Annotated in this window: 15 protein-coding genes and 4 pseudogenes; 9 read left to right on the forward strand and 10 right to left on the reverse strand. The window is 73.9% G+C overall.

The genetic code is table 11. The features are described 5' to 3' along the window. The first annotated feature begins 32 nt into the window (after positions 1-32). Positions 33-872, forward strand: a complete 840-nt coding sequence (locus tag B1205_RS14055) for a DUF1028 domain-containing protein (protein ID WP_089156030.1) — start codon at positions 33-35, stop codon at positions 870-872. A gap of 31 nt (positions 873-903) precedes the next feature. Here B1205_RS14055 and B1205_RS14060 read toward each other — a convergent pair. Beyond that, positions 904-1,730, reverse strand: a pseudogene (locus tag B1205_RS14060) (phosphatase PAP2 family protein). Positions 1,731-1,822: 92 nt separating this feature from the next. Here B1205_RS14060 and B1205_RS14065 point away from each other — a divergent pair. Then, positions 1,823-2,473 (forward strand): DUF3159 domain-containing protein, encoded by a 651-nt coding sequence (locus B1205_RS14065; RefSeq protein ID WP_089156031.1) that lies wholly within the window; start codon positions 1,823-1,825, stop codon positions 2,471-2,473. Between the two features lie 270 nt (positions 2,474-2,743). On the opposite strand, the pseudogene B1205_RS14070 reads toward B1205_RS14065, so the two are convergent. Beyond that, a pseudogene (locus B1205_RS14070) lies at positions 2,744-5,620 on the reverse strand (glycoside hydrolase family 48 protein); the annotation flags it as partial. Positions 5,621-6,464: 844 nt separating this feature from the next. Here B1205_RS14070 and B1205_RS14075 point away from each other — a divergent pair. Further along, the gene (locus B1205_RS14075; protein ID WP_089156032.1) at positions 6,465-7,958 is read left to right on the forward strand and encodes a GH1 family beta-glucosidase; all 1,494 of its coding nucleotides are present in this window, start codon (positions 6,465-6,467) and stop codon (positions 7,956-7,958) included. A gap of 42 nt (positions 7,959-8,000) precedes the next feature. Here B1205_RS14075 and B1205_RS14080 read toward each other — a convergent pair whose 3' ends face one another. From B1205_RS14080 to B1205_RS14090, 3 genes are all read right to left on the reverse strand, one after another. Further along, the gene (locus B1205_RS14080) at positions 8,001-8,423 is read right to left on the reverse strand and encodes a roadblock/LC7 domain-containing protein (RefSeq protein ID WP_089156033.1); all 423 of its coding nucleotides are present in this window, start codon (positions 8,421-8,423) and stop codon (positions 8,001-8,003) included. Next, positions 8,420-11,059: a sensor histidine kinase gene (locus B1205_RS14085; RefSeq protein ID WP_254909938.1), complete on the reverse strand. Its 2,640-nt coding sequence runs from the start codon at positions 11,057-11,059 to the stop codon at positions 8,420-8,422. Before B1205_RS14085 ends, B1205_RS14080 begins: the two co-directional genes overlap by 4 nt. A gap of 144 nt (positions 11,060-11,203) precedes the next feature. Further along, entirely contained in the window at positions 11,204-12,586 is a 1,383-nt protein-coding gene (locus B1205_RS14090) for an FGGY family carbohydrate kinase (protein ID WP_089156034.1), read from the reverse strand. 260 nt (positions 12,587-12,846) lie between these two features. Between B1205_RS14090 and B1205_RS14095 the strand changes: the two genes are divergently transcribed. Then, positions 12,847-14,766, forward strand: a complete 1,920-nt coding sequence (locus B1205_RS14095; protein ID WP_089156035.1) for a chorismate-binding protein — start codon at positions 12,847-12,849, stop codon at positions 14,764-14,766. A 108-nt stretch (positions 14,767-14,874) separates the two neighbouring features. Here the strand turns inward: B1205_RS14095 and wrbA are convergent, their stop codons facing one another. Continuing rightward, positions 14,875-15,492, reverse strand: coding sequence for an NAD(P)H:quinone oxidoreductase (gene wrbA, locus B1205_RS14100; protein ID WP_089156036.1), 618 nt, complete (start codon positions 15,490-15,492; stop codon positions 14,875-14,877). A 449-nt stretch (positions 15,493-15,941) separates the two neighbouring features. On the opposite strand from wrbA, the gene B1205_RS14105 reads away from it, so the two are divergent. The 3 genes and pseudogenes from B1205_RS14105 to B1205_RS14115 all read left to right on the forward strand — a co-directional run bounded on the left by B1205_RS14105 (position 15,942) and on the right by B1205_RS14115 (position 17,433). Then, positions 15,942-16,520: a DsbA family protein gene (locus B1205_RS14105; RefSeq protein WP_089156037.1), complete on the forward strand. Its 579-nt coding sequence runs from the start codon at positions 15,942-15,944 to the stop codon at positions 16,518-16,520. Between the two features lie 213 nt (positions 16,521-16,733). Then, positions 16,734-17,105: pseudogene (locus B1205_RS14110) on the forward strand (hypothetical protein); the annotation flags it as partial. Between the two features lie 52 nt (positions 17,106-17,157). After that, entirely contained in the window at positions 17,158-17,433 is a 276-nt protein-coding gene (locus B1205_RS14115) for a hypothetical protein (RefSeq protein ID WP_089156038.1), read from the forward strand. Between the two features lie 34 nt (positions 17,434-17,467). On the opposite strand, the gene B1205_RS14120 is transcribed toward B1205_RS14115, so the two are convergent. The 3 genes and pseudogenes from B1205_RS14120 to B1205_RS14130 form a co-directional block, all read right to left on the reverse strand. Continuing rightward, complete coding sequence (locus tag B1205_RS14120; protein WP_089156039.1) at positions 17,468-18,151, reverse strand: AMIN-like domain-containing (lipo)protein; 684 nt, start codon at positions 18,149-18,151, stop codon at positions 17,468-17,470. Between the two features lie 369 nt (positions 18,152-18,520). Further along, a complete protein-coding gene (locus B1205_RS14125) occupies positions 18,521-19,306 on the reverse strand; it encodes a DUF4184 family protein (RefSeq protein WP_089156040.1) in 786 nt (261 codons plus the stop codon). A 22-nt stretch (positions 19,307-19,328) separates the two neighbouring features. Further along, positions 19,329-20,018 (reverse strand): annotated as a pseudogene (locus B1205_RS14130) (HAD family hydrolase); the annotation flags it as partial. Between the two features lie 118 nt (positions 20,019-20,136). Between B1205_RS14130 and B1205_RS14135 the strand changes: the two are divergent. Continuing rightward, positions 20,137-21,447 carry a hypothetical protein gene (locus tag B1205_RS14135; protein WP_254909939.1) on the forward strand — a complete coding sequence of 437 codons (1,311 nt, stop codon included), beginning with the start codon at positions 20,137-20,139 and terminating at the stop codon, positions 21,445-21,447. A 24-nt stretch (positions 21,448-21,471) separates the two neighbouring features. Here the strand turns inward: B1205_RS14135 and B1205_RS14140 are convergent, their stop codons facing one another. After that, the gene (locus tag B1205_RS14140) at positions 21,472-24,171 is read right to left on the reverse strand and encodes an MGH1-like glycoside hydrolase domain-containing protein (RefSeq protein ID WP_089156042.1); all 2,700 of its coding nucleotides are present in this window, start codon (positions 24,169-24,171) and stop codon (positions 21,472-21,474) included. A gap of 42 nt (positions 24,172-24,213) precedes the next feature. On the opposite strand from B1205_RS14140, the gene B1205_RS14145 reads away from it, so the two are divergent. Beyond that, entirely contained in the window at positions 24,214-26,157 is a 1,944-nt protein-coding gene (locus B1205_RS14145; protein ID WP_089156043.1) for an amylo-alpha-1,6-glucosidase, read from the forward strand. Positions 26,158-26,404 lie beyond the last annotated feature (247 nt).

Here is a 26,404-nt window from a genome sequence, read left to right on the forward strand (position 1 = left end):
CGCCGCTCCCACGGCCGGGCTACGATCCGGCCGTGACGTTCTCGCTCGTCGCCCGCTCCGCCGACGGGCACCTGTACGGCGTGGCCGTGGCCAGCCGCTTCCTCGCCGCCGGGGCGCTGGTGCCGGCCGCCGAGGCGCTGGTCGGGGCCGTCGCGACGCAGGCGCACGCCAACCTCGCCTACCGGGCGCAGGCGCTCGCGCTGCTGCGCACCGGTGTCACCGCCGCCGACACGGTGGCCGGTCTGGTCGCCGCCGATCCCGGACGCGACGACCGGCAGCTCGCCGTGGTCGGGGCGACCGGCGTCGGCGCCACCTGGACCGGCCCGCGCTGCCACCCCTGGGCCGGCGGCCAGGCCGGCGACGGGTGGGCGGCGCAGGGCAACATCCTCACCGGCCCGCAGGTGGTCGACGCGCTGCGCGACGCCTGGCTGACCGGCACCGACCTGCCGTTCCCGCAGCGGTTGCTGGCCGCGTTGGCCGCCGGTGACCGGGCCGGCGGTGACCGGCGGGGCCGGCAGAGCGCCGCCCTGCTGGTGGTGCAGCGCCACGGCGGGTACGCCGGCACCGGCGACGAGCTGGTGGACCTGCGCGTGGACGACCACGTCGACCCGGTGGCCGAGGTGGGCCGTCTGCTCGGCCTGCACACCATGATCTTCGGCCGTCCCGACCCGGCCACGCTGCGCGACCTCACCGGTCCGCTCGCGGTCGAGGTGGCCGGCCTGCTCGCCGCCGCCGGGCACCCGGTCGGCGCGGCCGGCCTGGACGACGCGCTGGCCGCCTGGTCCGGCCTGGAGAACCTGGAGGAACGCTTCGTGCCGGGCCGGATCGACCCGATCGTGCTGGAGCATCTGCGTCGGTGCGCGGCGGGTTGACCGACGCGAGCGCGGCACCGGGCGGGTCGCCTCAGCCCTTCCAGCGGGGCACCAGCCGGTGCACCACGGCGAGGACCAGCGCGGCCACCACGGCGATCGTGCCGACGATGCCGGCCGCGCTGCCCGCGTACCCGATGAAGAGCGGACGGCGGCCCAGTTCCTCGACGGCGGTCGTGGAGTGGTCGACCAGCCAGGACAGCGCCAGTCCGGAGCCGAGCAGCGCCGCCGCGCCGCCGGCGCCGAGCACGGCGGCGGCCAGCCGGTGCGCGTCGCCCGGCTCCACCACCGCCTGCTCCCGCTGGAAGAAGAGCAGCACCAGGCCGGCGGCCGCGGCCCAGGCGCCGACGAGAAGGTACGCGGCGATGGCGTCGCTGGGCCGGTGCCAGCCGGCGGAGAGCGTCGCCACCCCGGCGGCGGCCGCGTAGCCGACGCCGAGGAACGCGCCGGCCACCCGTACCTGTCGGGGCAGCACCAGGATCAGCGCGACCGCCACCGAGGCCGCCACCGCGGTGTGGCCGCTGGGCAGGCTGTTNTGAGCAGTTGCGTGCTCACGTTCGCGCCGGCGATCAGCAACGTCGCGGTGACGGCGAGCGCCTTGCGGCCCCGGATCAACGCGATGAAGCCGATCACGGCGGTCGCGGCCAGCAGCGACACCACCGACATGGCGTTGAGGATGGTGTCCACCGGACCGTCGACCCGGTCCTGCCCGATCTGGTTGCCGGTCAACGCGACCGTGTCGAGCCACTGGCCCAGCCGGGTGTGCACGGCGAACCGCCACACCATGATGAACGCGGCTGTCTGGGCCAGGGCCAGTACGACCAACCAGACTGCCGTCCAACCCCTCGCCGTCTCGCGCACCCGGACAACTTAACGGTCGGCCCGGTCCGGCGCGCGGCGGAGGACCCCGTTTCCCGGCGTAGGTTGAGGCGGGCGATCGGAGGAGGTGTCAGGTGACCGGCGGAGCGGACCAGCGGCGGCCCGCCNGAGCGGTGGACGCCAGCCTGCCCCCGCTCGCGTTCGGGCTCGGGTGGGTGCTCGGTGGGCTGTGGGGCGGGGTGCTCGCCGCGGTGCTGACCGGGGCGGCGGTGGCCGGCTGGCGGTGGCGGCGCGGCGACCGACCCCGTTCGGTGCTGGTCGGGTTGCTCGCCGTCTGCCTGGCCGCGCTGATCGCCCTGCGCACCGGGCGGGCCACGGACTTCTTCCTGGTGCAGCTCGCCTCCAACGCGGCGAGCGCGCTGGCCTGGGTGGTCAGCATCGTGGTGCGCTGGCCGCTGCTCGGCGTGGTGGTCGGTGCGGCGCTCGGCCAGCGGACCCGGTGGCGCCGCGACCCGGCGCTGCTGCGGGCGTACGGCCGGGGCAGTTGGGTGTGGGCCGGCACCTACATGCTGCGGGTGGCGGTGTTCGTCCCGCTGTGGCTCGACGGGCAGGTGGTCGCGCTGGCGGTGACGCGGGCGGCGTTGACCTGGCCGCTGATCGCGGCGGCGCTGGCGGCGAGCTGGGCGGTGATCCGCCGGTCGCTGCCGGCCGGGCATCCGGGGCTGCGGCACCCGGTGGTGGCCGATCCGGACGGTGGGCCGGCGGTAGCGGCCCGGAAACGATGAGGGAGAGGCCGCCACGGGGGGAGCGGCCTCTCCGTCACGTACGTTACTCCGTCACCGACGCGGATTCGATCCTGCGGGACGCTGATTTTTCCGTGCCTTTTCGCGCCATGGGTCGTCCCCTGGCGGAGCGGTGGGCCGGCCCGTCCGCTGCGTCGGCCGGACGGCCGGCCCACCCGGCCTGACCGTGGGCGTCAGGCCGTCCGCCGACCCGGCCGCTCCGTTCCCCCATCGGCCGGGTCGGCCTCCTCCGTGGGCGGGTGTACGACCGCNGAAGTAGGTGCCGTAGTCGGCGTACGCCATCGCGACGTCCGCCTGGGCCCAGAACCGGTGGTAGTTGAAGACCGGCTCGGCGCCGCCGTCCAGGTACGCCTGCACCTTCGGCCAGTCCGGGTCCTTCTTGTAGAAGGAGCGGATGTCCAGGAAGCTCTTGCCGGCGGCGATGGCGTCGCCGTTGGGCATCTTCCCGGTCCAGCCCGGCGGGACGTAGAGACCCTGGCCGTCGGCGGCGTTGTAGACGTCGTCGAACCGCTTGTAGTCGCCGCGGGTCTCCGGCCTCGACACGCCCTTGCTGTCGGCGGCCGCCGAGAGCGCGTCCAGCAGGCCCTTGGCGGTGGTCTTCGCCGCGGTGTTGCCGGACTTGGCCGCGTACGCGATCAGCGTGCGGGCGTAGGCGGCGGCGACGCCGACGTCCTGGCCCTTGACCGTCACCTCGACGTGCAGGTTGGTGTTCGGCTGCGGGCTGCTCGGGTTCCAGTTGGCCGGCTGGCCGGTCCACTTCATGTCCGACGGGATCGACCAGTTGGTGCCCAGCGTGGTGTTGGCGATCGCCCACGGCACCCACTTGTCCAGCAGCGCCTTGGCCTTGGCGTTGCCGGTCTCCAGGTACAGCTCGGCGATGCGCTGCATCGACCAGGCCTGCATGCCGAACCACTGGTTCGACGGCGGGTCGTTGTAGACCGGGTCGACGTCGTAGAACATGCCGTAGAAGGTGGCGGTGCCGGCCGGCGGCTGGGCGTAGCTGCCGTCCCAGCTGTTGGTGGCGCCGCCGGCGATGCCGCCCTCGGCGGACTGCAGCCAGGTGTAGAACTCCAGCTGCCGGTCCAGGCTCTTCTGCCAGTCGGAGACCGCGGTCGGCGACTTCGGCTTCAGCTCCGAGATGTTGGTCATCGCCCAGGCCGCGAACGGGTTCTGGTAGCCGAAGTGGTTGTGGCTGGAGCCGATCCGCCACGACCAGTTCTGCGACGTGTCGTACGCGCCGCCCCAGGCGTAGTACCAGGAGAGCAGGTAGTGCGCCGAGTCACGGCCGCTGCCGGCCGGGCAGGTGGACGCGCCGACGCAGTTGCCGATCTTCTTGAAGTACTTGTCGAACATCGCGTAGCGCAGGTAGTCGCCCATCTTGGCGGCCTTGGCCACGGTGGCCGCGACGTCGGCCTGCTTGCCCTGCGCCTTGGCCCAGGTCAGCGCCCAGTAGGCGGCCTGCACGGCGCGGGCGTCGGCGTCCGGGGCGTTGGTGTACTTCCACTGCTTGGCCGGGGCGCCGGTGTCCTTGACGAACAGGTCGAGGTAGCCGTACTGGCCGCCGTGCTTGAAGGTGTCGCAGGACGGCTGCGGGACGGTCTCCCACACCGACTCCTGGGTGCCCCGCTGGAAGGTGTTGATGTAGGCCGGCTTGGTGGTGCCGTCACCGCAACGGCCGAAGCCGTAGGTGTTGTCGACGTCCATCAGCCAGTGCATGCCGTAGATGTCGCCGGTGCCGTAGGTGGACTGCAGCTCCGAGCGCAGCGGGTCCTGCCCGACCGGAATGTTCGGGTTCAGCGCCGAGGGGTACTGGCTGGGCAGGTTGTACTCGGCGGCGTACTGCGGGGTGCCGGCGGAGCCCGCCGTCGGCTGGTCGGCGTGCGACGGGATGATGTACTTCTCCATCACCGTCCAGGCGTTGTTGAACGGGCTCCAGTTCTGGGTGACCCGGCCGTACTGGGCCTCCAGCCAGATCCAGAAGCTGAACGCCTCCGAGGTGGTTTCGTGCCCGTGGTCGGGCGCCTCGACGATCAGCGTCTCGACCGAGTGGTACGGCACGCCCTCGGGGCTGAAGTAGCCCGAGTTCTTGATCTTGCCGTACTGGTCGAGGAACTTCTTGATGTAGGCGTTGTCGCCGCCCGGGGTGTCGTTGTCGATCTCGGTGGCGACCACCGACACCGGGGCGTAGCCGGTGGCCGACGCGGTGATGGTGGCGGTGCCGCCGACCGTGTCGGAGTCCTCCGCGGCGGAGACGGTGGCGGTGACGCCGGTGCTCCAGTTGCTCGACGTGAGCGTCAGCGTGCTCGGCGAGACGGTGATGTCGCTGTCACCGGTGACGGCGAGGGTCACCGGGACGTTGGCGCTGGGCGCCGCGCTGAGCGTGTACCGGACGGTGGCGGTGCCGCCCTCGTTGACGCTGACCGCCGACGGGGTGGCGACCAGCTTCGGCCCGGTGGCCGCGCTCACCGTGAACGACTTCTCCGCGGTCGCGGTGCCGCCGGCGTTGTCGTACGCCTTGGCCTGCACGGTGTAGCTGCCGGCCGGCAGGCCGAGCAGGTCGTAGCCGTACGGTGCGGTGGTGTCGGTGTTGACCAGCAGGCCGTTGCGGTAGAACTCGACCTTGCTGATGGTGCCGTCGGGGTCGCTGGCGGTCGCGGTCAGCGGGACGTCCGCCGGCGCGGTGAACGGGCCCGCCGGCACGCCGAGGGAGACCGTCGGCGGCTGGTTGGTGGAGGCGCCGTTGCAGGCGACCCCGTTGAGCGTGAACGCGGTGGGCTTCGGGTTGCTGCCGCTGAACGTGCCGTTGAAGCCGATGTTCGTGGACGCGCCGGTGGGCAGGCTGCCGTTGTACGACTCGTTGGTCGCGGTCACCTCGCTGCCGGACTGGGTCCACTTCGCCGACCAGCCCTGGGTCACCCGCTGGCTGCTGTTCGGGAAGGTGAACTTCAACGACCAGTTGTTCAGCGCGTCGCCGAGGTTCTTGATGGTGACGTTGGCGGTGAACCCGTTGCTCCAGTCGTTGGTCGCATAGGTCACGTCGCAGGCGGGTGCGGCCTGCGCGGCGCTCGCCGGCAGGGCCACCCCGCCNGCGGTGGCGGCGAACATCGCCGTACGGCGACGTCTGGCCATGAGTCTCATGTGGGCGGTGTCTCCTCGGACCGGGCCGGGACCGGGGCCCCGGCGGGGCGCCTCCACGCGTCGACGGGACGTACGCGGGGGGACGGAGGCGTCCGGAAAGGTGGTCGCCCCGGCCGTGCCGGGGATCGGGGCGCCGCACCGGTTGTCACCGGGTGCCCTCGGCGGCCCACTCGCGCGAGTTGGCTCCATCGCGTGTGTTCGAGAGTTTGCCATGGAAGCGCTCCCACCACAACGGCCAGGGCAGATACCCACGTCCATGTTTCGATCTCGTTTAGGGGCTTTCACAAACCCGTGACGGGGGTTACAGTCGCAGCATCGCCGATGGGAGCGCTTCCATCGACGAAGGTATAAGTACTGGATCGCCGGGGACACCCGTGCCCGGCGCGTTCGGCCCAGTGGCCGACGGCGGACCAGCCCGGACGCCGCCGCCGGCCGTCACCCGTCCAGACGGAGGGAGGTGGAACCAGAGCCACTCGCGTGGCCCGGCTCCCGCGCGACACGCACGACGGACGCCAATTCCAACTCGTGCGTGTGTGCATCTCGGTGGGGACGGGGGTTGCCCTCCCCCGTCCCCACACTAAACCCCCGTTGTCGACGGCAAAAGAGGCCGACGGGACAGGCGTGACACGCCACCCGGACGGCCTTTCTCGCTATCTGCCCCATCCTCGCCGCTCGCCCCCACCCCCCGAGCGACACCCGCCCACACACTCCGGCCGCCCGCCGGCCGCGCCGCAGCCCGCGCCGCGACCGCCGGATCGAGGCCGGCCGCCTCCGGCCTATGCTGGGAGCGCTCCCGGCCCATCGGGCGGCCCGTCACTGTCGAGGAGAAAACCTCATGTCGTTACTCACCCGACGGCGCCTGCTCCGCCGCGCCGCCCTGTCCGCGACCGCCGCCGGCGCGGCCCGGACCGGGCTCACCGGCGCCACCGCGGCCGGGATCGCCGCCTCCTCCGCCGTCCTCGGCGGCTGCGACGGCTCGACCGAGCGCCACACCGGCCCGGAGCCGGACGGCGGGCTGCGGTTCCCGCCCGACTTCGGCTGGGGCGCGGCGACCTCGGCGTACCAGATCGAGGGGGCCGCCAAGGAGGACGGCCGGGGCGAGTCCGTCTGGGACACGTTCAGCCACACCCCGGGCCGCACCCGCAACGGTGACACCGGCGACGTCGCGGCCGACCACTACCACCGCTACGCCCAGGACCTCGACCTCATGCACGAGCTGGGGCTGCGCAGCTACCGGTTCTCCATCTCCTGGCCGCGCATCCAGGCCGACGGCTCCGGCCGCCCGAACCAGCGCGGTCTCGACTTCTACCGCCGCGTGCTGGACGGCCTGCACGAACGGGGCATCGCGCCGATGGCCACCCTGTTCCACTGGGACCTCCCCCAGGCTCTCCAGGACGCCGGCGGCTGGGAGAACCGCGACACCGCCGCGCGCTTCGCCGACTACGCCGACGCCGTGTTCCACGCCCTCGGCGAGCAGGTCCCGGTGTGGCTGACCATCAACGAGCCGAAGACCGTGGTGCAGAACGGCTACCTCACCGGGCACCACGCCCCCGGGCGGCAGGACGAGGACGCGGCCTACCTGGTGGCCCACCACCTCCAGCTCGCCCACGGGCTCGCCGTGCAGGCGCTGCGCGCGTCCGGCGTGCCCGGACGGATCGGTCCGGCGTTCAACCTGCACCCCTGCTACCCCGCCGACGAGACCCCCGAGGCCGCCGCCGCGGCCCGCCTGTACGACGGTTACGAGAACCGCCTCTACCTCGACTCCGCGTTCAAGGGCGCGTACCCGCAGGACGTGCTGGCCGACCTGGGACCGGACAGCCGGATGGTGCGTGGCGTCCGGGACGGCGACCTGAAGATCATTTCCAGCCCGGTGGACCTGCTCGCGGTGCAGTACTACACCCCGATCTACGTCACCGGCACCGGCGGCACGGTCCGCAAGTGGCCCACCTCCGAGGCGAGCTGGCAGCAGATCCACCCCGAGGGCCTGTACGACGTCCTGACCCGGGTCACCCGCGACTACGGCCGGGTGCCGATCACCATCACCGAGAACGGCCTGCCCTGCCCCGACGCCCCCGGGCCGGACGGCACCATCGACGACACCGGCCGGGTCGCCTTCCTGCGCGACCACTTCGCCGCCGCCCACCGCGCCATCCGCGACGGGGTGCCCCTGGAGAGCTACCACGTCTGGTCGCTGATGGACAACTTCGAGTGGGAGGAAGGGTACGAGCAGCGCTGGGGTCTGATCTACGTGGACTACCGGAGCCAGCGACGGGTGTTCAAGCGCAGCGCCCACTGGTACCGCGACGTGATCCGCCGCAACGGGCTGTAGCCGGTCCGGCCCGGCCGGCGCGGCGCCGGCCGGGCACCCGCGTCACCGCGGCAGCGCCTGCTGCAACTCGGCGCGCAGCGCCGGGGTCAGCATCTCGCCGGCCTGCTTGGCCAGCCGCGCCATCTCGTAGCCCACCACGCCGATGTCGGCGTCCATGCCGGCGAGCGTGGCCAGGATCGAGCCGTCCCGAATCTGCATCACCAGGAAATAGCCCCGGCCCATCTCGACCACGGTCTGCTTGACGATGTCACCGTCGAACATCTGGGCCGCGCCGGCGGTGATGCTCATCAGACCCGAGGTCACCGCGGCGAGCTTGTCCGCGTGGTCCCGCGGCAGGTGCGCGGAGATCGCCACCAGCAGACCGTCGGAGGACACCACCACGGCGTGCGCCACTCCCGGGACCCGCTCGGCGAACGCGTTCACCAGCCAACTCAGGTCCCGTGCCTCCTGACTCAACGTCGTCACTGTCCTCGTTCCCCTTCGTCGCGCGGCACGTACATGTCGGTTCTCTCCTCGGCCTCGGCCCGCCGTACCCCGCCGTAGAAGCGGGACAGCATACCGCCAACCGCCTCCGGGTCCGGCTCGTGCCGCACCGCCGTGCGGGCCGGCGTGTCCGCCGACGAGACCGCGGCGAGCTGGGCCATCGGCACGCGTACCGGCAGGCCCCGCGCGTTGGTCCCCCCGGTGACCGGCGTCGCCGCCGGCGCCGGCGTCACACCGAGCACCGACGAGGTCGGCCCCTGCCGGGTGAACCAGCCGCCACCGCCCGCCGGGGCGGCGGCCGGAGCGAGCACGTCCTCGGCCCGGCCGGGCACCGGCCGCGGCCTCGGCGCGGCGCCGGGCGCGGCGGGCGTCGGCGGGCCGGACGGCGCGGGCTCCGCCACGTCGCCGAGCGGCCGACCGGTCAGCGGCGACACCGGCACCGTCGGCCCTCCCGGCTGCGACGGCAGGCCCGGCCGCACCGACAGGCCCGGGTGCGGCGTCGGTCCCGGCAGCGACGGCAGGCCCGGCTGCGACGTCGGGTGCCGGCCGGCGACCGGAAGTTCGGCGGTGGCCGCGCTGAGCGCCCGCGACGCCGCGGCCGCCGGGCCGGTGAGCATCCGCGCCGGCACCGGCGGGTCCATACCCGGCGGGGGCGCCTCGGCCAGCAACGCGGCCGGAATCCGGACGCGGGCCACCAGCCCTTCCCGGCCGGCACGCAGCTGCACCCCCACCCCGTGCCGGCCGCCCAGGTGGCTCACCACGAACAGCCCCATCCGCTCCGAGGCGCCCACGTCGGCCGCCGGCGGCCGGGCCAGCACCGCGTTCGCCTCGGCCAACGCGGACGCGCTCATGCCCAGGCCCTGGTCGACGATCTCCACCAGCGCCCCCGAGCCGTCCGCCTCGACCACGACCCGCACCGGCGTCTCCGGCCGGGAGAACGCGGTGGCGTTCTCCAGCAGCTCCGCGAACAGGTGCACCAGGTCGCCCACGGCGTGCCCGACCAGATGCAGGTCGGTGTGGGTCTCGTGCCGCACCCGCTGGTACTGCTCGATCTCCGCGCTCGCCGCGAGCAGCACCGCGCCCAGCCCCACCGGGCGGTTCCACCGTCGGGTGGACTCGGTGCCGGCGAGCACCAGCAGGCTCTCGTCGTTGCGGCGCATCCGGGCGGCGAGGTGGTCGAGCTTGAACAGGTTCTCCAACTGGTCCGGGTCGCTCTCCTCGCGCTCCAGGTCGTCGAGGAGCTCCAGTTGCCGTTCCACCAGCACCTGGCTGCGCCGGGCCAGGTTGACGAACATGGCGTTGACGTTGCGGCGCATCATCGCCTGCTCCACCGCGACGTCGACGGCGCTGCGGTGCACCGCCACGAACGCCTCCGCCAGCTCGCCGATCTCGTCCTGCGAGTCGACCACCGCCGGGGGCACGTCGATCGCGTTCACCGGGCGGTCCACCGCGCGTAGTCGCTCCAGGGTGAGCGGCAGCTCCACCTGCGCGATGCGCAGCGCCTGGCCGCGTAGCTGCCGCATGGCGCGGGCCACCGACCGGCCGACCAGCAGCGAGATGAGCACGGCGACCAGGAGCACCGCGACGATCCCGCCGACCACCAGCAGCGTCTCGCGCAACTGCCCGGCGCGGGCGTCGTCGGCCCGGCGTACCGCGTCGTCGACGACTTCGCTCTCCATCTGGCGGAACAGCTTCTGCCGCTCCTCGCTGGCCGCCCACCACTGCGGGGCGGACAGCGGCGTCCGCTCCGCCCCGCCGATGGGCAGCGTCCGCTCCTCCAGCCGGGTGGCCGTGACGAAGGCCGGGTCGACCGAGGTCTGGTCGTAGCGACGGACCTGCTCGTCGGTCGCCGCGACCCGGAACGCGCCCAACGCGGTGAGCTGCTGGGCCCGCAGGTCGGTCAACGTCACCTGGTCGTCCGGCTCGTACCGGCCGGCGCGGGCCGCCGCGTACAGCTCGGCGCGGATCCGCGAGGACAACTCCTTGACCCGGGCCAGTTGCACGTACCGCAGCACGGCCTCGGTCAGCTCCTGCCGGCCGCCGCCGGGCGAGGGCTCGGCCAGCAGGTTGAGCAGCGCCGCGACGGCCCGGTGATAGTTGCTGAGCACCGTGTCGCCGGAGAGCACCGCCGGGGGCACCGCGGCCCGGATGTTGACGACCTGGTCGTACGCCTCCAGCGCCTCGGAGTAGGAGACCCGCCAGGCGGCGTCGGCGTCGGCCAGCGGCTCGGCCGCCACGCGCAGCGCCGCCATCGCCCGGTCGGTGGCGGCCTGGAGCGGCCGCAGTGCGGCCACCGCGGCGTCCCGGTCGGCGCCGGTGCCGGCCCGGCGCAACGCTGCCAGCTCACCGGCGGAACGGTCCCGCTCCTGCTGCAACCGGTCGACCGCCGCGGTGATCTCCCGGCCGATGCCGACCTGCTCGGCGAAGGTGCTCGACGCCGTGGTCTGCCCCACCAGTCCCCGGGTCTGCACCCCGGCCAGGACCAGGAACGCCAGCGAGGGGATCACCAGCACCGTGGCGAGCTTCGTGCCCATCCGCCAGTCCCGCAGCCGGAACCCCGAGCGCCGGCGGTGCGGCGACCGGGCCGCGCCGCGGGCCGGGTCGGGACCTGCGCCCACACTTGCCTCCTCGATCCGACTCCACCTCGGCGGGGAGCGGGATCCATCCAACCAGGCCGGCAGCCGGTGTCAAACGGCCGCCCGGACGGCACGAGCAGGACGGTCACGGCCGCCTCGGCGGCTCGCACAGGACGGTCACGGCCGTCACCGCTGCGGCGCGTCGCCCTCGTCCGGCCGGCCGACGCCGACGACGTCGGCCGCCTCCGCCACCCGGCCCAGGGCCACCAACGCGGCGCCGGTCGCCCCGATCTCGGGGTTGCGCTGCCACCGCACCGTACGCGGGGCGAGCACGTCGGCGAACGCCGCGCGCCACCACGGTGAGGCGGTCAACGCCCCGCCGCCGAGCACCACCTCCGCCCGGGCGCCGACGCCGGCCTCCAACTCCGTCAGGTCGTCCGCGACGAGCCGGCACAGTCCGTCCATCAGCCCGGCCAGGATGTCCACGGCCGTGGTGCCGAAGCTCAACCCGCGCAGCACGCCCGAGCCGGCCGGCGCCAGGCCCGGCGGCCGGTCCCCGCCGAGTCGGGGATCGGCCCCGACCGGCCGGGAGGCGGCGGCGCGGCGCAACGCGGCCTCCAGCTCCGCGCCCTCCGGCAGCCGCAGCTCACGGCCGGCCCAGGCGAACATGTTGCCGCCGCTGGAGTACGCCGCCCCGGTCACCACGTGGTCGTGGTCGACGCGGTAGCGCCAGAGCCGGTCGGACAGCGGCGGCAGCTCGGCCCCGGCCGGCGCGGCCTGGATCACCCGGACCGCGGCGGAGGTGCCGACGGTGACCGCGGCACGACTCTTCCCGACGCAGCCGGATCCCACGTTGGACGCGGCCCCGTCGCCCACCGGGGCGGCCCACCGTGCCCCGGCCAGGTGCGGCCAGCGCCGCGCGTACCCGGGGTTCAGCCGGCCGTGCCAGCCCGGCGGGGCCAGTGCCGGCAGGTCCTCCGGGCGCACGCCGGCCAGCGCGCACGCCTCCGCGTCCCAGTCGAGGGAACGCAGGTCGAGCAGCCCGGTGCCGGAGGCCAGCGACACCGACGTCGGCGCGTCGTCGAGCAGCACGCCGAAGATGTAGTCGGCGAGGCCGGCGAAGCGGGCCGCCGACGCGCCGCCGTGTGCCCGCAGCCACGGCAGTCGCACCGGCCAGTAGCACCGGTGCCACCAGGTCCCGGTACGCCGGTGGAAGTCCTCCGGGTCGGCCGGGCCGGCAGCCCCGGCGGGCGGTTCCGGACGGGTGTCCAGCCAGGTCAGCACCGGACCCGACGGCGTGCCGTCGGCGGCCATCGGCAGCACCGAGTGCCACTGGGCGGACGTCGCCACCAGGCCGACCCGCCGCAGGTGCCCACCGGCGGCCAACTCGTCCAGGCACTCCAGCAGGCACGCCAGGTAACCCGGGCCGTCCAGCGTGCCGGTGCCGTCGTCGCCGGTGGCCAGGTGCACCGTGCGGCGGGCCAGCGCGCCCGCACGCGGCACGGCGTCCGCGTCCAGCACCAGCCCGCGTACCGAGGAGGTGCCCAGGTCAAGAGCGAGAATGTCCATCGCCGGTCAACCTACCCGCCGTCGGCGGCGGCCACGCCAAGATCGGTACGCGCCGCCGCGCGACCGGGTTCCGCGGTGCCGGGTGGTCGCGTACAGTGATCGCCATGCTCGCGCACCTGTCCTGCTGGTGGCCCGCCGACCCGGCGGCCCACCCCCGCGCGTAGCTTTCCCCACGCGGCCGCCCGACGAGGCGGCCGCCGGTCCTCCCCGGCATCCCGGGTCGCCCTCGCCGACGGCCACCGGCTGACCGAGGAGACCCGATGACCCGCCCGTCCGACCCGCTCGCCGCCGTCGCCGCCGGCCGCGACCCCGGCCCGTTCGCGCTCGTCCGCCGCGAGGGCGCCGACCACGTCGACCTGTACGCCGGCCCGGTGCGAATCGCCGACCGGCTCGCCGACCTGCCCCTGCCCGACGGTCCGGCCGGCGCGCGCACGCTGGCCCTGGTGCCGTTCCGGCAGATCACCGAGCGGGGCTTCGACTGCGTCGACGACGGCATGCCGCTGGAGTTCCTGGACGTGGAACGACATCACCGGCTCCCGCTGGCGCAGGTGCTCCACGCGCTGCCCGACGCGCCGGTACGCACCCGCGACGCCGGCTTCGACGTCAGTGACGACGAGTACGCGGCGATCGTCGAGCGGGTCCTGGCCGACGAGATCGGCCGCGGCGAGGGCGCGAACTTCGTGATCCACCGCACCCTGCGGGCCACCGTGCAGGGCGACCCGCTGGCCGCGGCCCTGGCCGCGTTGCGCCGGCTGCTGCTGGGCGAGCGGGGCGCGTACTGGACGTTCCTGGTGCACACCGGCACCCGGACCCTGGTCGGCGCCAGCCCGGAACGGCACGTCAGCGTGGCCGACGGCCTGGTCGAGATGAACCCGATCAGCGGCACGTTCCGGCATCGGGGCGCGCCGGTGGACCGGGCCGCGCTGCTGCGCTTCCTGCACGAGGAGAAGGAGGTGGAGGAGCTGTACATGGTGCTCGACGAGGAGCTGAAGATGATGGCCGTGGTCGCCGAGCACGGCGGGCAGGTGGTCGGGCCGTACCTGAAGGAGATGGCGCACCTGGCGCACACCGAGTACCTGCTGGCCGGGCGCTGTTCCCGGGACGTGCGCGACGTGCTGCGGGAGACCATGTTCGCGCCCACGGTCACCGGCAGCCCGATGGAGAACGCCGCCCGGGTGATCGCCCGGCACGAGCGCGCCGGCCGCCGCTACTACGCCGGCGTGCTCGCCCTGCTGGGCCGCGACGAGCAGGGCCGGCAGACGTTGGACGCGCCGATCCTGATCCGTACCGCCGAGATCTCCCCCGGCGGCGAGTTGCGGGTGCCGGTCGGCGCCACCCTGGTGCGGCACTCCACCAGCGCCGGTGAGGTGGCCGAGACGCACACCAAGGCCGCCGGGGTGCTGGCCGCGCTCGGCCTCGGCCCGGACGCGCCGGGCGCGGGCGCGGAGCCCGCCGTCCGGTACGCCGACGACCCCGAGGTACGCGCCGCGCTGGCCGCCCGCAACGCCCCGCTGGCCCGGTTCTGGCTCGAGCAGCGCCGACCGGGGGCGCTGGCGCTGCGCGGGCTGGTCGGCCACCGGGCGCTGGTGGTCGACGGGGAGGACACGTTCACCGGGATGCTCGCCCACCAGCTCGGCGCGCTGGGCCTGGCGGTCACCCGACGTGACTGGGCGCGTCCCGGCCCGCTCGACGGCTACGACCTGGTGGTGGTCGGCCCCGGCCCGGGTGACCCGCGCGACCGGGACGCACCGAAGATGGCCGCGCTGCGGGGACTGCTGGCCGGGCTGCTCGCGTCCGGCCGACCCACCCTGGCGGTATGCCTGGGCCACCAGTTGCTGGCCGGGCTGCTCGGCCTGCCGCTGCACCGCCGGGACACCCCCTACCAGGGGCTGCCCCGGGACGTACCGGTGTTCGGGGTGACCCGGCGGGTCGGCTTCTACGCCAGCTTCACCGCCCGCGCGGACGCGGACCGGGTCACCGGCCCGTACGGCCCGGTGGAACTGTCCCGCGACCCGGCGGACGGCGCGGTGCACGCGCTGCGCGGCGCCGGGTTCGCCGGGGTGCAGTTCCACCCCGAGTCGGTGCTCAGCCGGGACGGCACCACTGTCCTGGCGGACCTGCTCGGCCACCTGCTGGACCGGCCGGCGCTGACCGCGCCCGGCGCTCTCGACCGGGGGTAGGGTCGCCGCGTTCCTCAGCGGTCCGGCCGGCGGTGCCGCGAGTGACGGTGCCGCGGGGTGGCGGTGCCGCGGGGTGGCGGTGCCGCGGGGTGGCGGTGCCNCGGCCGGTCAGCCGGCCATGCCCCGCTTGAGCGCGGCGCCCATCAGCACGGCCCGCCGGGCGGTCAACGCGGTGGCGGACAGGGCCGTCTGGTCCGGCGCGATCTCACCGTTGTTGCTGGTGTGCGACGCGCCGTACGGGTTGCCGGCGACGAACTGGCTGGAGTCGGTGTAGCCGGGCGTCACCACGATGCCGCCCCAGTGGTAGAAGACCGTGTACAACGACAGCAACGTCGCCTCCTGGCCGCCGTGCGAGGTGGCGGTCGAGGTGAAGCCGGTGTAGACCTTGTCGGCCAGCGAGCCGTTGGCCCAGAGCGGGCCGGTGGTGTCGATGAACTGCTTGAGCTGCGCGGCGACCATGCCGTACCGGGTCGGCGAACCCATGATCACCACGTCCGCCCAGGCCAGGTCGTCCGGCTCGGCCTCCATCACGTCCTGGGTCTCCAGCCGGTGCGCCTGCCAGCCCGAGTTGGAGCGGATCGCCTCGTCCGGCGCCAGCTCACGCACCTTGCGCAGGCGCACCTCGGCGCCGGCCTCCCCCGCCGCCTCGACCGCCGCCTGCGCCATCTGGTAGGTGATACCGGTCGCGCTGTAGTAGATCACCGCGACCTTGACCTGGCCATCCATCAGACGTTCTCCTCATCGTTGCGGGTAAGCTCCGGCGACTACCCGGCACTTGTCGTGGCAAACGCCGCGGGTGGGCCGAACGGGCTCAAGATTTGCGCAAGTTCCATCGGCAACCGCGCTGCGGGCCGTGTGGAGCGGGGATCCTGGTCGCACCGGCGCCGGCCGACCGCCGCCCCCGCGCCGGGAACCTGAACGGGGGATCGCGCTCCGTCGGCCGCGGTGCCGGCGTAGCGCGATCAGGGGCCCGTCGGCGCGCTGCGCGCCCGCGCGCAAGGGCTCGCGCGCAAGGGCTCGCGCGCAAGGGCGGGGCCGCCGCCTCGGCGAAGTGGCGGGGTCGCCGCGCGGGGGATGCCGCCGTTTCGGCGATGTGCAGTTGATCATAGGGCTTATCCAGGCTGGACGCCCGACGTCGCGCTGCGCGCCCACCCGCCCACCCCTAGGTTGGGGAGATGGATGCCACCTTCTTCTTCGACCCCGTCTGCCCCTGGACCTGGCGCACCTCCCGCTGGCTGGTCGCCGTCGCGCAGGCGCGCGGACTGCGCGTCGAGTGGCGCGCGTTCAGCCTGGCCGAGCTCAACGAGGGTCGGATCGCCCCCGAGTACGCCGAGCCGATGGCGGCCTCCGGCCGGGCGCTGCGACTGGTGGAGGCGCTGCGGGCGCAGGACCGGCACGAGGACGCCGGGCGTTTCTACGCCGAGCTGGGCGAACGCAGCCACGACGCCGGCAACCCGCTCTCCGACGAGATCGTCGCGGCGGCGGTGGAGGCGGCCGGGTTGACCGACGCGGTGTCCGCGCTGGACGACGAGCGCTGGGACGCGGCGGTCCGCGAGTCGCACGCCCTGGCGTACGACTCGGCCGGCCCCGACATCGGTTCGCCGGTGTTGACGGTGCCGGACGCCCGCCGGGGCATCCACGGCCCCATCCTCACCGACGTGCCCGGCATCGACGACGCGCTGACGATCTGGGACTCGATGCTGCCGCTGCTGCGTCTGGACACATTCCACGAACTCAAGCGCGGCCGCCGCTGACCACGTTTTACACGTCGACCGATCGGATGAACGGGAAGACTACCGGGCGTGAACGGACTGGACTAGCGTTTCCCTAGCTCCGCGGCCAGCGCGTCGCCGCCGATGTCGACCCGCCGCCTGCTGTCCCCACAGCCCGCCCGATCGGTTGTTTCTCGCGGGAACTGGCGTCCGCTCGCGTACCGGTTGGCAGGCTTCCCCCGAGGAGGTGCCGTCGTGCAGGACACCCGCGCTCTCACCCTGACGTTCGAGGTGAGCGGCCTGCCCCCGGTCAAGACCGAGGCCCTGTCCATCTTCGCCGCCGGGCACCGGCAGGCCACGAGGGTCCGCGCCCTGCTCCAGGCCGCCTGCACGGCGGCCCAGCACACCGGGTGGACCCCGCTTCCCGGCCCGGTCGAGGTGGAACTCACCCTGCGCTGTCCGCCCGGGCACCGTACGTCCGACGCGAGCACCCTGCTGGGCGGGGTGTGCGCGGTGCTCCAGGACAAGAAGCGGGTGGCCAACATCGGCCTCGCCCACCTGGGGGTGCTGGTCGACGTCGCGCTCTGGTCCGACGACCGGCAGATCCGCCGGCTGTCGTACGTCGAGGANGACCGACGCCCGCGGTGGGGTACCGCGGACGCCGACGAAGGGAGCGCCGATGTCGGAGCCACATGTCACGCTCGATCCGAGCGGGCTCGACCCCGTGCAGCAGAAGCTGCGCGGCCCGCTGGAGGATCAGCTGACCTCGGCGCTTCAGGCGGCCGCCGAACGGGTCCGCGCCGGTTACGCGGGCGAACCCGTGGAGGACGTCTGCCGTCGGTTGCTCGACGAGACCCGCGCCGGTCTGCACCCGGACATCGCCGCCGGCTTCCAACCCGACATGGACGAGTTCTGTCGGGTGGCGGTGGCGATCGTCCGGGGCGAGACGGCCTGAGCCGGGTGCGCGCCGATCTCCATCCGGTCGCCGGTCAGCTCCGCCGCACGTCGACGGAGACGACGTGGGTGCCGTCCGCGCGGGTGGACTCGCCCAACCGCACCGGCAACCGCCGGCCGGCCGGCGGTCGCAGGCCGAGCCCGAAGCTCAGGTGCCCCTCGTGGTCGCCGGCCGCGGCCCAGCCGAGCAGCGTCGGGTAGCCGATCACCGCGGGTGGCAGGTCCGCGGTCCCGCCGCCGCGCGCGTCGTGCGCCTGCGCCGGCTCGAACCGCACCGACAGGTACGCCTCACCGGGCAGGTCGACCGGCGCCCCCCGGCCCTCGGTCACCACCGACGGCACATAGCCGACCCGGTAGGACGGGGTGGGCCCACGGAACGCGAAGGTGATCCGGCTGAACCCGTCGGCGGGATGGTCGCCGACCCGCACAGCCACCAGGACGGGCACCGGTTCGCCGGGGGGCGGGGTGACCGGCGCCCGCACCGGGTGGTCCACCCGGGCGGCTGGGTCGGGCACCGCCCAACCCCAGGTCGGCCGCCAGGACGCGGTGGTCGCCACGTCGCCGGTCGGCACCGGCGGGGTGACGGCCGGGGTGGGCGTGGCGGCCGTCGTGCCGGGTGCGGTGGTCGTCGGGGCCGCACCGTCGGGGCCGGGCGCCGTGCAGGCCGCCGCGAGCAGCACGACCAGGCCGGCGAGCAGCGGTACGCGCCGAGATGTCATGACTCAGTGTGGCCCCACGGCTACCCCGTGCACCAGAGGTGTCCCGCCCGATCGGCCGGGCGGGTCAGGACCGGGTCCGCAACTCCCCGGCCCTGACCCCGGCCGTCCGGCGTGATAGCGGCCTACGCCGTCGAACCCGACGGGCGGGGCACGCCGCCCGTGCCGGGCTCCGCACGACGAGCCGGTATGCCCGCACTCAGCTCCACGGTGCTCTTCCCACCGGACTCCGGTCGCGCCCCCGGCTCACCCCGACGAGACGTGGACGCCGGCTCAGGTTAGGCAGGTCCGCGCAGGTCGGGCAAGGTTCGGTCGGGGCGTACGGCTGTGATTGATGTCTATGCCGAAACGCGGCATGTCGACGTAACGGGGTCAACCCGGTCGGCGCTGTTCGTCTTCGAGGTGCCGGCCACGGTCGGCCGGCACCGGCCGGGCGGCCCGGGCCGCCGCCGCGCCGGCCACGAGCGCCAACGCGCCCAGGTGAAGCACGCGCACCCCGGCCGGAGCGGCCGCGGTGGCCGCCGGCAGGCCGGGCAGCAGCAGCGCCCCCAGCCCGGTGACCGCCAGGGCCACGCGCCAGAACACGAGCGGGTTCGCCGCCGGTACGGCCGGAGGCTCGCCGTCGAAGATCTCGCCACGGCGGGCCGCGTACACCGCCAGGGCGAGCACCAGCAGCCCGCCACCGAGACTGGCGATCACGTCGGCGAACTGCCACCAGTGCAGCCCGGTCAGCGCGTGGAAGTCGGCGATGCCGAACAGTCGCGGCACGCGCTCGCTGTGGCAGAGCCGGTCCGACGCGACGTGGCTGAAGGCGCCGATGAGCACCGAGCAGACGGTCACCTGCCAGGGGTGCCGCACGCCGGCCAGCCCGACGTACTGGGACCAGCCGAACAGCCGCGGCGCGGGCAGGTGCACGACGACGCCGGCGATCACCCGGCGGATGACCCAGGTGTACGCGAGGCCGACCGGCAGGCACCACCAGAGCAGCCCGTCGAGCGTGTGGGTGCGCATGCCGAGGTGGAATCGGGTCCCGCTGAACAGGTAGGCGACGTCCGGCGCGACCGCACCGGCGGCCAGCGCGACCCCGTCGAACCAGTCCGGCCGCCACCGCTTCAGCGGCAGCACCGGCGCCAGGTGCGAGGGGAAGGTGAGCGGCACGTCTCGGACGTTACCGCCCAGCTCAGAAGTGCCGGACCAGATCGGGGAACGCGGCGAGTCGGATCACGCCCGGGTCGGACGGGTCCAGTTCCTCGTCCTCCAGCACCCAGGTGTTCTCGTTGGGGATGAAGACCGCGTTCATGCCGGCGGCCCGCGCGGGGAGGATGTCCGATCGCGGGGAGTTGCCGATCATCCACGCGGCGGCCGGGTCGAAGCCGTGCTCGCGGGCCAGCCAGCGGTAGGTGTCCACGTTCTTCTCCGGCACGATGTGCGCCGCGCGGAAGTGGTGCAGCAGCCCGCACGCGTCCAGCTTGCGCTGCTGCTCCGCACGCTCACCCTTGGTGAGCAGCAGCAGCTCGTGCCGGGCGGCCAGGTCGTCCAGCGTCTCGGCCACCCCGGGCATCAACTCGACCTGGTGCCCGACCAGCGCCGCGGCGAGCTGCTCGATCTCGGCGCGTTCCCGCCCGGTGGCGGGGCGCTCACGCAGCTTCTCCAGGCACTCGCCGAGGCTGCGCAGGAAGACCTTGCTGCCGTAGCCGTGCGCCACGGCGTTCGCGCGCTCGATGTCGTCGAGCACCGCCCGGATCTGCGCCCGGTCGAGGGTGGGATGGTCGAGCCAGGTGAGAAAGTCGTCGATCACCCGCTCGAAGAGCACGTTGTTCTCCCAGAGCGTGTCGTCGGNTACGCGAACCCGCGTGCGCCGCGTTGTCCCCCTTGGCCGTGAGAAGGGTCCCCTTCTATACCGGAGGCGTTAAAAAGGGGCCCCTCCTTACATCCAAGCGGCGGCTAGCTGACTGCGAGCACCCCTGGTCGACGCGCATGCTTCGGCGATGACCCCCTCTCGGCACCCTCCACACCAGACCCGCGCCCGGGCGGCCGGCGCCCTGCTGGCCGCGCTCGCCGTCGCGCTGCCCGCCGCCCCGGCCCACGCGGTCAACGCCACGCACACCACAGTGGTCGGCGTGCAGCCGGCCGCCTGGACACCGCACGCGCTCGACGGCACGGTGTACCGGATCCTCCAGATCGGCAGCCGGGTCTACCTGGCCGGCTCGTTCACCAAGGTCCGCAACGCGGACAGCACCGCACAGCTCGCCCGGCCCCGGCTGGTGGCGATCGACGCCACCACCGGCCGGATCGACACCACGTTCAACCCGGCGGTCAACGGCACGGTCAAGGCGCTCGCCGCCTCGGCGGACGGCCGGTCGCTCTACCTGGGCGGCGCGTTCACCACGGTCGGCGGGGTGGCCGCGCCCCGGGTGGCCCGGGTCGACGCGGTCACCGGCGCACGGGTCGCCGGGTTCGCCCCCGCCGTGCTCAACAACCAGGTCAACGACATGCGGCTGGTCGGCGACCGGTTGGTCGTGGGCGGCGCGTTCCAGACCGTGGGCGGGGTGACCCGGCGTGCCCTGGCCGCGTTGAACGCGACCACCGGCGCGGCCGACGCCTCGGTGGACCTGCGGCTGGACGGTCCCCGGGTCACCTCCTCGGGGGTCACCGCCCCGGTCAAGGTCGAGGCGCTGGACGTATCCGCCGACGGCCGGCGGCTGGTCTTCGTGGGCAACTTCAGCTCGGTCGCGGGGCAGGCGCGCCACCAGCTCGCGGTGGCGAACCTGACCGGTGCGGTGGCCACGCTCTCCGGCTGGTCGACGATCCGCTACCAGCCGCAGTGCTCCCGGAACACCCCCACCTACCTGCGCGGGGTGGACATCTCGCCGGACGGCACCTGGTTCGTGGCGGTCACCACCGGGGCTGCGTTCCCAGGCACGCTGTGCGACACGGCGTCCCGGTTCGAGTTCGGCGCCGAGACCGCCGGGGCGCAGCCCACCTGGGCGAACTACACCGGCGGGGACACCCTGCTGTCGGTGGCGATCACCGGGGCGGCGGTGTACGTGGGCGGCCACCAGCGTTGGCTGGACAACCCGCAGGGCCGGGACTCGGCCGGCCCGGGGGCGGTGTCCCGGCCAGGCATCGGGGCGATCCATCCGACCACCGGCAGGGCGCTGGCGTGGAACCCCACCAAGGACCGTGGCGTCGGCACCGCCGAGCTGTACGCCACCGACCGCGGCCTGTGGGTCGGCAGCGACACCGTGACGGTGGCCGGCGAATACCACGCCCGGGTGGCGTTCCTGCCGCTGCCCTGACCGGAGCGGGACAGCGGGCCGGGCTCAGCGGCGCAGGGTGAGGATCAGGTCGGCGACCAGGGCCGTCCACCCGGTCTGGTGCCAGGCGCCCAGCCCGGCGCCGTTGTCGCCGTGGAAGTACTCCGGGAAGCTGATCAGGTCCCGCCAGTCCGGGTGGAGCTGGAAGAGCTGGGCGGCGCCGTAGATCGGCCGCCGGCCCCACCCGTCGCGGGTGAACAGCGAGATCAGTCGGGTCGACAGGTCGTCGGCGATCTCGTCGAGCGTGCGCTTGACCCCGGACCGGGTCGGGTACTCGACCTGGAGGTCGTCGCCGAAGAACGCGGCGTGGTCGCGCAGCGCGCTGATCAGCAGGAAGTTCGTCGGCATCCAGATCGGGCCGCGCCAATTGGAATTGCCGCCGAACAGGCCGCTGGTCGACTCGGCCGGCTCGTAGCCGACGCTGAACTCCTGCCCGCCGAGGGTCACCGTGAACGGCTTGTCCAGGTGGGCGCGGGAGAGCGTCCGCAGGCCGTACTCGGAGAGGAACTCGTCGGGGTCGACCATCCGGGCCAGCAGGCGCACCATCTGCTCCGGACCGACCATCGACAGCAGCCGCTGCTGGGTGCCGTCGGAACCGAGCCGCCGGCCGCCGATCACCTCGGCGTACTCGGGGCGGTTGGTGAGGAACCAGCGCAGCCGGGCGCTCAGCTCGGGCAGTCGGCGCATGGTGCGGGTGGTGAGCCGGGTGACCGCCGCCAGCGGCAGCAGACCGACCACCGAGCGGACCTTCAGCGGCACCTTCGTGCCGTCGGCGAGCCGGAGCACGTCGTAGAAGAACGCGTCCTCGTCGTCCCAGAGCCCCTGGGAGTACGCGGCCGCCGCGATGTACGCGAAGTGCTCCAGGAACTTCGTGGCGGTGTCCACGTACGCCCGGTCGTGCTCGGCCAGCACGATCGCGATGTCGAGCAGGTTGAGCGCGTACATGGCCATCCAGCCGGTGCCGTCGGACTGCTCCAGCGTCCCGGCCACCGGCAGCGCGGCGGAGCGGTCGAACGGGCCGACGTTGTCCAGCCCGAGGAAACCGCCCTCGAACACGTTGTTGCCGCCGGTGTCCTTGCGGTTGACCCACCAGGTGAAGTTGAGCAGCAGCTTCTGCATCACCCGGGCGAGGAACTCGTGGTCGCGGCCGCCGTCGATCTCGAACACCTTCAACGCGGCCCAGGCGTGCACCGGCGGGTTCACGTCGCCGAACGCCCACTCGTACGCCGGGATCTGGCCGTTGGGGTGCAGGTACCACTCGCGGAGCAGGAGCAGCAGTTGTTCCTTGGCGAAGCTCGGATCCACCCGGGCGATGGTCACGCAGTGGAAGGCCAGGTCCCAGGCCGCGTACCAGGGGTACTCCCACGGGTCCGGCATGGAGATGACGTCGAAGCTGTTCATGTGCCACCAGGCGCTGTTGCGCCCGTGCCGGCGGCCGGCCGGCGGCGACGAGCCGGGGTCGCCCTCCAGCCAGCGCTTGACGTCGAAGTGGTAGAACTGCTTGCCCCACATCAGCCCGGCGATGGCCTGGCGGGCGACCAGGGCCTCGTCGGCGGTGGCGGCGGCCGGGATCACGCTGTCGAAGAACCGGTTGGCCTCGGCGCGACGGGCCCAGAGCACGGTGTCGAAGCTGTGCCCGAGGTCGGCGGGGGCGGGCGGGCCCGCCGCCGGGGGCGGCGCGGTGCGGGTCAGCCGCAGCCGGATCTGCCGGTGCCCGCCGGCCGGCACGTCGAGCACGTAGTGCAGCGCGCCCTTGGTGCCGACCCGCTCCGGGTTGACGGTCGCGGCGCCGGCCACGACGTGGTCGTTGATGCCGTCCTTCGGGTACGGCGACCGGCCGGGCAGCCCCCACAGCCGCTCCGCGTTGCTGTCGTTGTCGCAGAGCAGCGGCGTCGGGTCGCCGTCTCCCTCCAGCAGCAGTTGGCCGAGCACCCAGTGCTCGCCGACCAGCCGGGAGCCGTCGCCGACGATGTTCGGCACCCGGTCACCGCCGGGCAGCCCCCACGCCCAGGTGTTGCGGAACCAGAGCGTGGGCAGGACGTGCAGGGTGGCGTCCTCATCGCCCCGGTTCGCCACGGTGACCAGGACGCACATGTCGGTCGGGGACGCCTTGGCGTAGTCGACGGTCACCGCCCAGTACCGGTCGTCGTCGAAGATGCCGGTGTCCACCAGCTCGTACTCGGTGTCGTCCCGGCCACGCAACGCGTTCACCGCGACCAGCTCGTCGTACGGGAAGGCGGCCTGCGGGTAGTGGTAGCGCCAGCGCATCCAGGAGTGCGTCGGGGTGCTGTCGAGATACCACCAGTACTCCTTGGCGTCCTCGCCGTGGTTGCCGCCGTCGCCGCCGAGGCCGAACATCCGCTCCTTGAGGATCGGGTCCCGCCCGTTCCACAGCGCGAGCGCGAAGCAGAACGTCTGCCGGTCGTCGCAGACGCCCGCCATGCCGTCCTCGTTCCACCGGTAGGCTCGGGACCGCGCATGATCGTGGGGGAAGTAGTCCCAGGCCGTGCCGTGCTCGCTGTAGTCCTCCCGTACCGTCCCCCACGCCCGTTCGGACAGATAGGGGCCCCATGCGCGCCATTCCTGCTCCCCGGCATCGGCCTGGGCGAGCCGGTGCCGCTCGGGGTCGGGGGTCGCGGAGGTCGGACGGTCGGTGATCACCAGCACATCTTCGACGCCACGGGGGTACTTCTCCACAGCGGCCATTGTCGCCGTGGCATGTCACACGTCGCTCCCGGTGGAGGAAAGTTGATCGACATCCGCTTCGGCCCGCGGGTCTGCGGCGACCTGCCCGCTGCCGCGAGCCGGGAATGGCTGGTCACGGACGGGCGAGGCGGGTACGCCATGGGCACCGTCGCCGGTCTGCGTACCCGTCGCTACCACGGGTTGCTCGTGGTGGCCGGCGACACACCAGCGTCCCGCAAGGTGGGACTCGCGAGTCTGGACCCGGCGGTGACGCTCACCTCCGGCCGGCAGGTCCGGCTCGGCGCGCACGAGTGGTCCTCGGACGTGGTCGACCCGCGCGGCTTCGAGTTGCTGGAGCGCTTCGACCTGGCCGACGGGCTGCCGCGCTGGCGGTGGCGCATCGGCGACGTGGTGATCGAGCGGGAGATCGCCATGACGTACGGCCGGTCCTGCGTGGCCGTGGTGCACCGGCTGGTCTCCGGCGGACCGGTCCGGCTGGACCTCGCCGCGGCCTGCACCTGGCGCGACGCCCACGGCGAGCGACGGGCCGACGGTCCGGCGCCCCGGCTGGAGCCGGTGGCCGGCGGCGCGGTGGTCGACGGCGCGTTCCGGCTGTCCGGCCCGGACTGGACCCCGGAGGGCCAGTGGTGGCACGGGGTCCGGCACCGGGCCGAGGCCGAGCGCGGCCTGCACCCGGACGAGGACCTCTGGTACGCCGGCCGGTTCTCCGGCGCGCTCGACTTGCCCGGCGCGACGGTGACGGTGCTGGCCTGGGCGGACGACCTGACCGAGGAGCCGCCGCCGGCGACCGCCGTGATCGAGGCGGCGCGGCGGCGCAACCGGGCGGTGGTCGCCGCGGCGAAGCCGGACGACGCGGTCTCCGCGACGCTCGCGCTGGCCGCCGACGCGTTCGTGGTGCGCACCGCCACCGGCCCGGACGTGGTGGCCGGCTACCCCTGGTTCGGCGCCTGGTCGCGGGACACGATGATCTCCTACGAGGGGCTGTTCCTCTGCACCGGCCGCGCCGACGAGGGCCGGGAGCTGCTGCGGGCGTACGCGGGCACGCTGAGCGAGGGCATGCTGGCGAACACCGCCGACACCGGCCGGGTCGAGCACAACACGGTCGACGCGACGCTGTGGTTCCTGCACGCGGTGAACCGGCACGTCACGGTCACCGGCGACACCGACCTCGGCGACGAGCTGCTGCCCGCCCTGCACGGCGTGGTGCGGGCGCACGTCGCCGGCACCCGCTACGGCATCGGCGTCGACCCCGCCGACGGGCTGCTCGCCCAGGGCGGCCCCCCGGACGTGGCGCTGACCTGGATGGACGCCCGGGTGTACGGGGTCCCGGTGACCCCGCGCACCGGTAAGCCGGTCGAGGTGAACGCGCTGTGGATCAACGGGCTGGCCGGGCTCGCCGAGCTGACCGAGCTGGCCGGCCAGGACTCGACCGCGCTGTGGGGCCTGCACGAGCGGGCCACGGCGGCGTTCCGCGACCGGTTCCCCGCCCCGGCCGGCTGGCTGCACGACGTGGTGGACGCGCCGGCGCCGGTGTACCCGCTCGGTGGCGCCCCGCACCACGACGACGACCTGCTGCGCCCCAACCAACTCCTCGCCTGGTCCCTGCCGTACGCCCCGCTGGAGCCGGACGAGGCGACGCTGCGCCGGCTCACCGAGGCGTTGTTCACCCCGCTCGGGCCGCGCAGCCTCGCGCCCGGCTCCCCCGGCTTCGTCGCCCGGCACCGGGGTGGCCCGGCCGAGCGGGACTCCGGCTACCACCAGGGCACGGTCTGGCCGTGGCTGACCGGGCCGCTGCTCGACGCGTACCGGAGAGCCGGCCTGCCCACCGACGACCTGCTGGTGGGCCTGGAGGGTCACCTGGCCGAGGTGGGCCTGGGCTCGGTCAGCGAGACCGCCGACGCGGCCGCCCCGCACGCGGCCACCGGCTGCCCGTTCCAGGCCTGGTCGGTGGCCGAGCTGCTGCGGGCGCGGCAGCCCCGCCGGTAACGCGTTACAGACCGGCAACCGGCGCGTCTCCGCCGGTTATCGACCCGTGGGCAGGATGGGTCGCGAACCCACCGGACACCGCAGCGGTGCCGTCGGGGCGGGACACCACAACTCAAAGGGGGCCGCGTGTCAGCTGACGCCGAAGTGATCGACATCCAGCCCGCCCGGCGCCTGCGGGTGCTGCTGCTCTCCTGGGAGTACCCGCCGGTGCTCGTCGGCGGCCTCGGCCGCCACGTGCACGCGCTCT

This window comes from Micromonospora sp. NBS 11-29, assembly GCF_002140155.1.
Lineage (GTDB): Bacteria > Actinomycetota > Actinomycetes > Mycobacteriales > Micromonosporaceae > Micromonospora.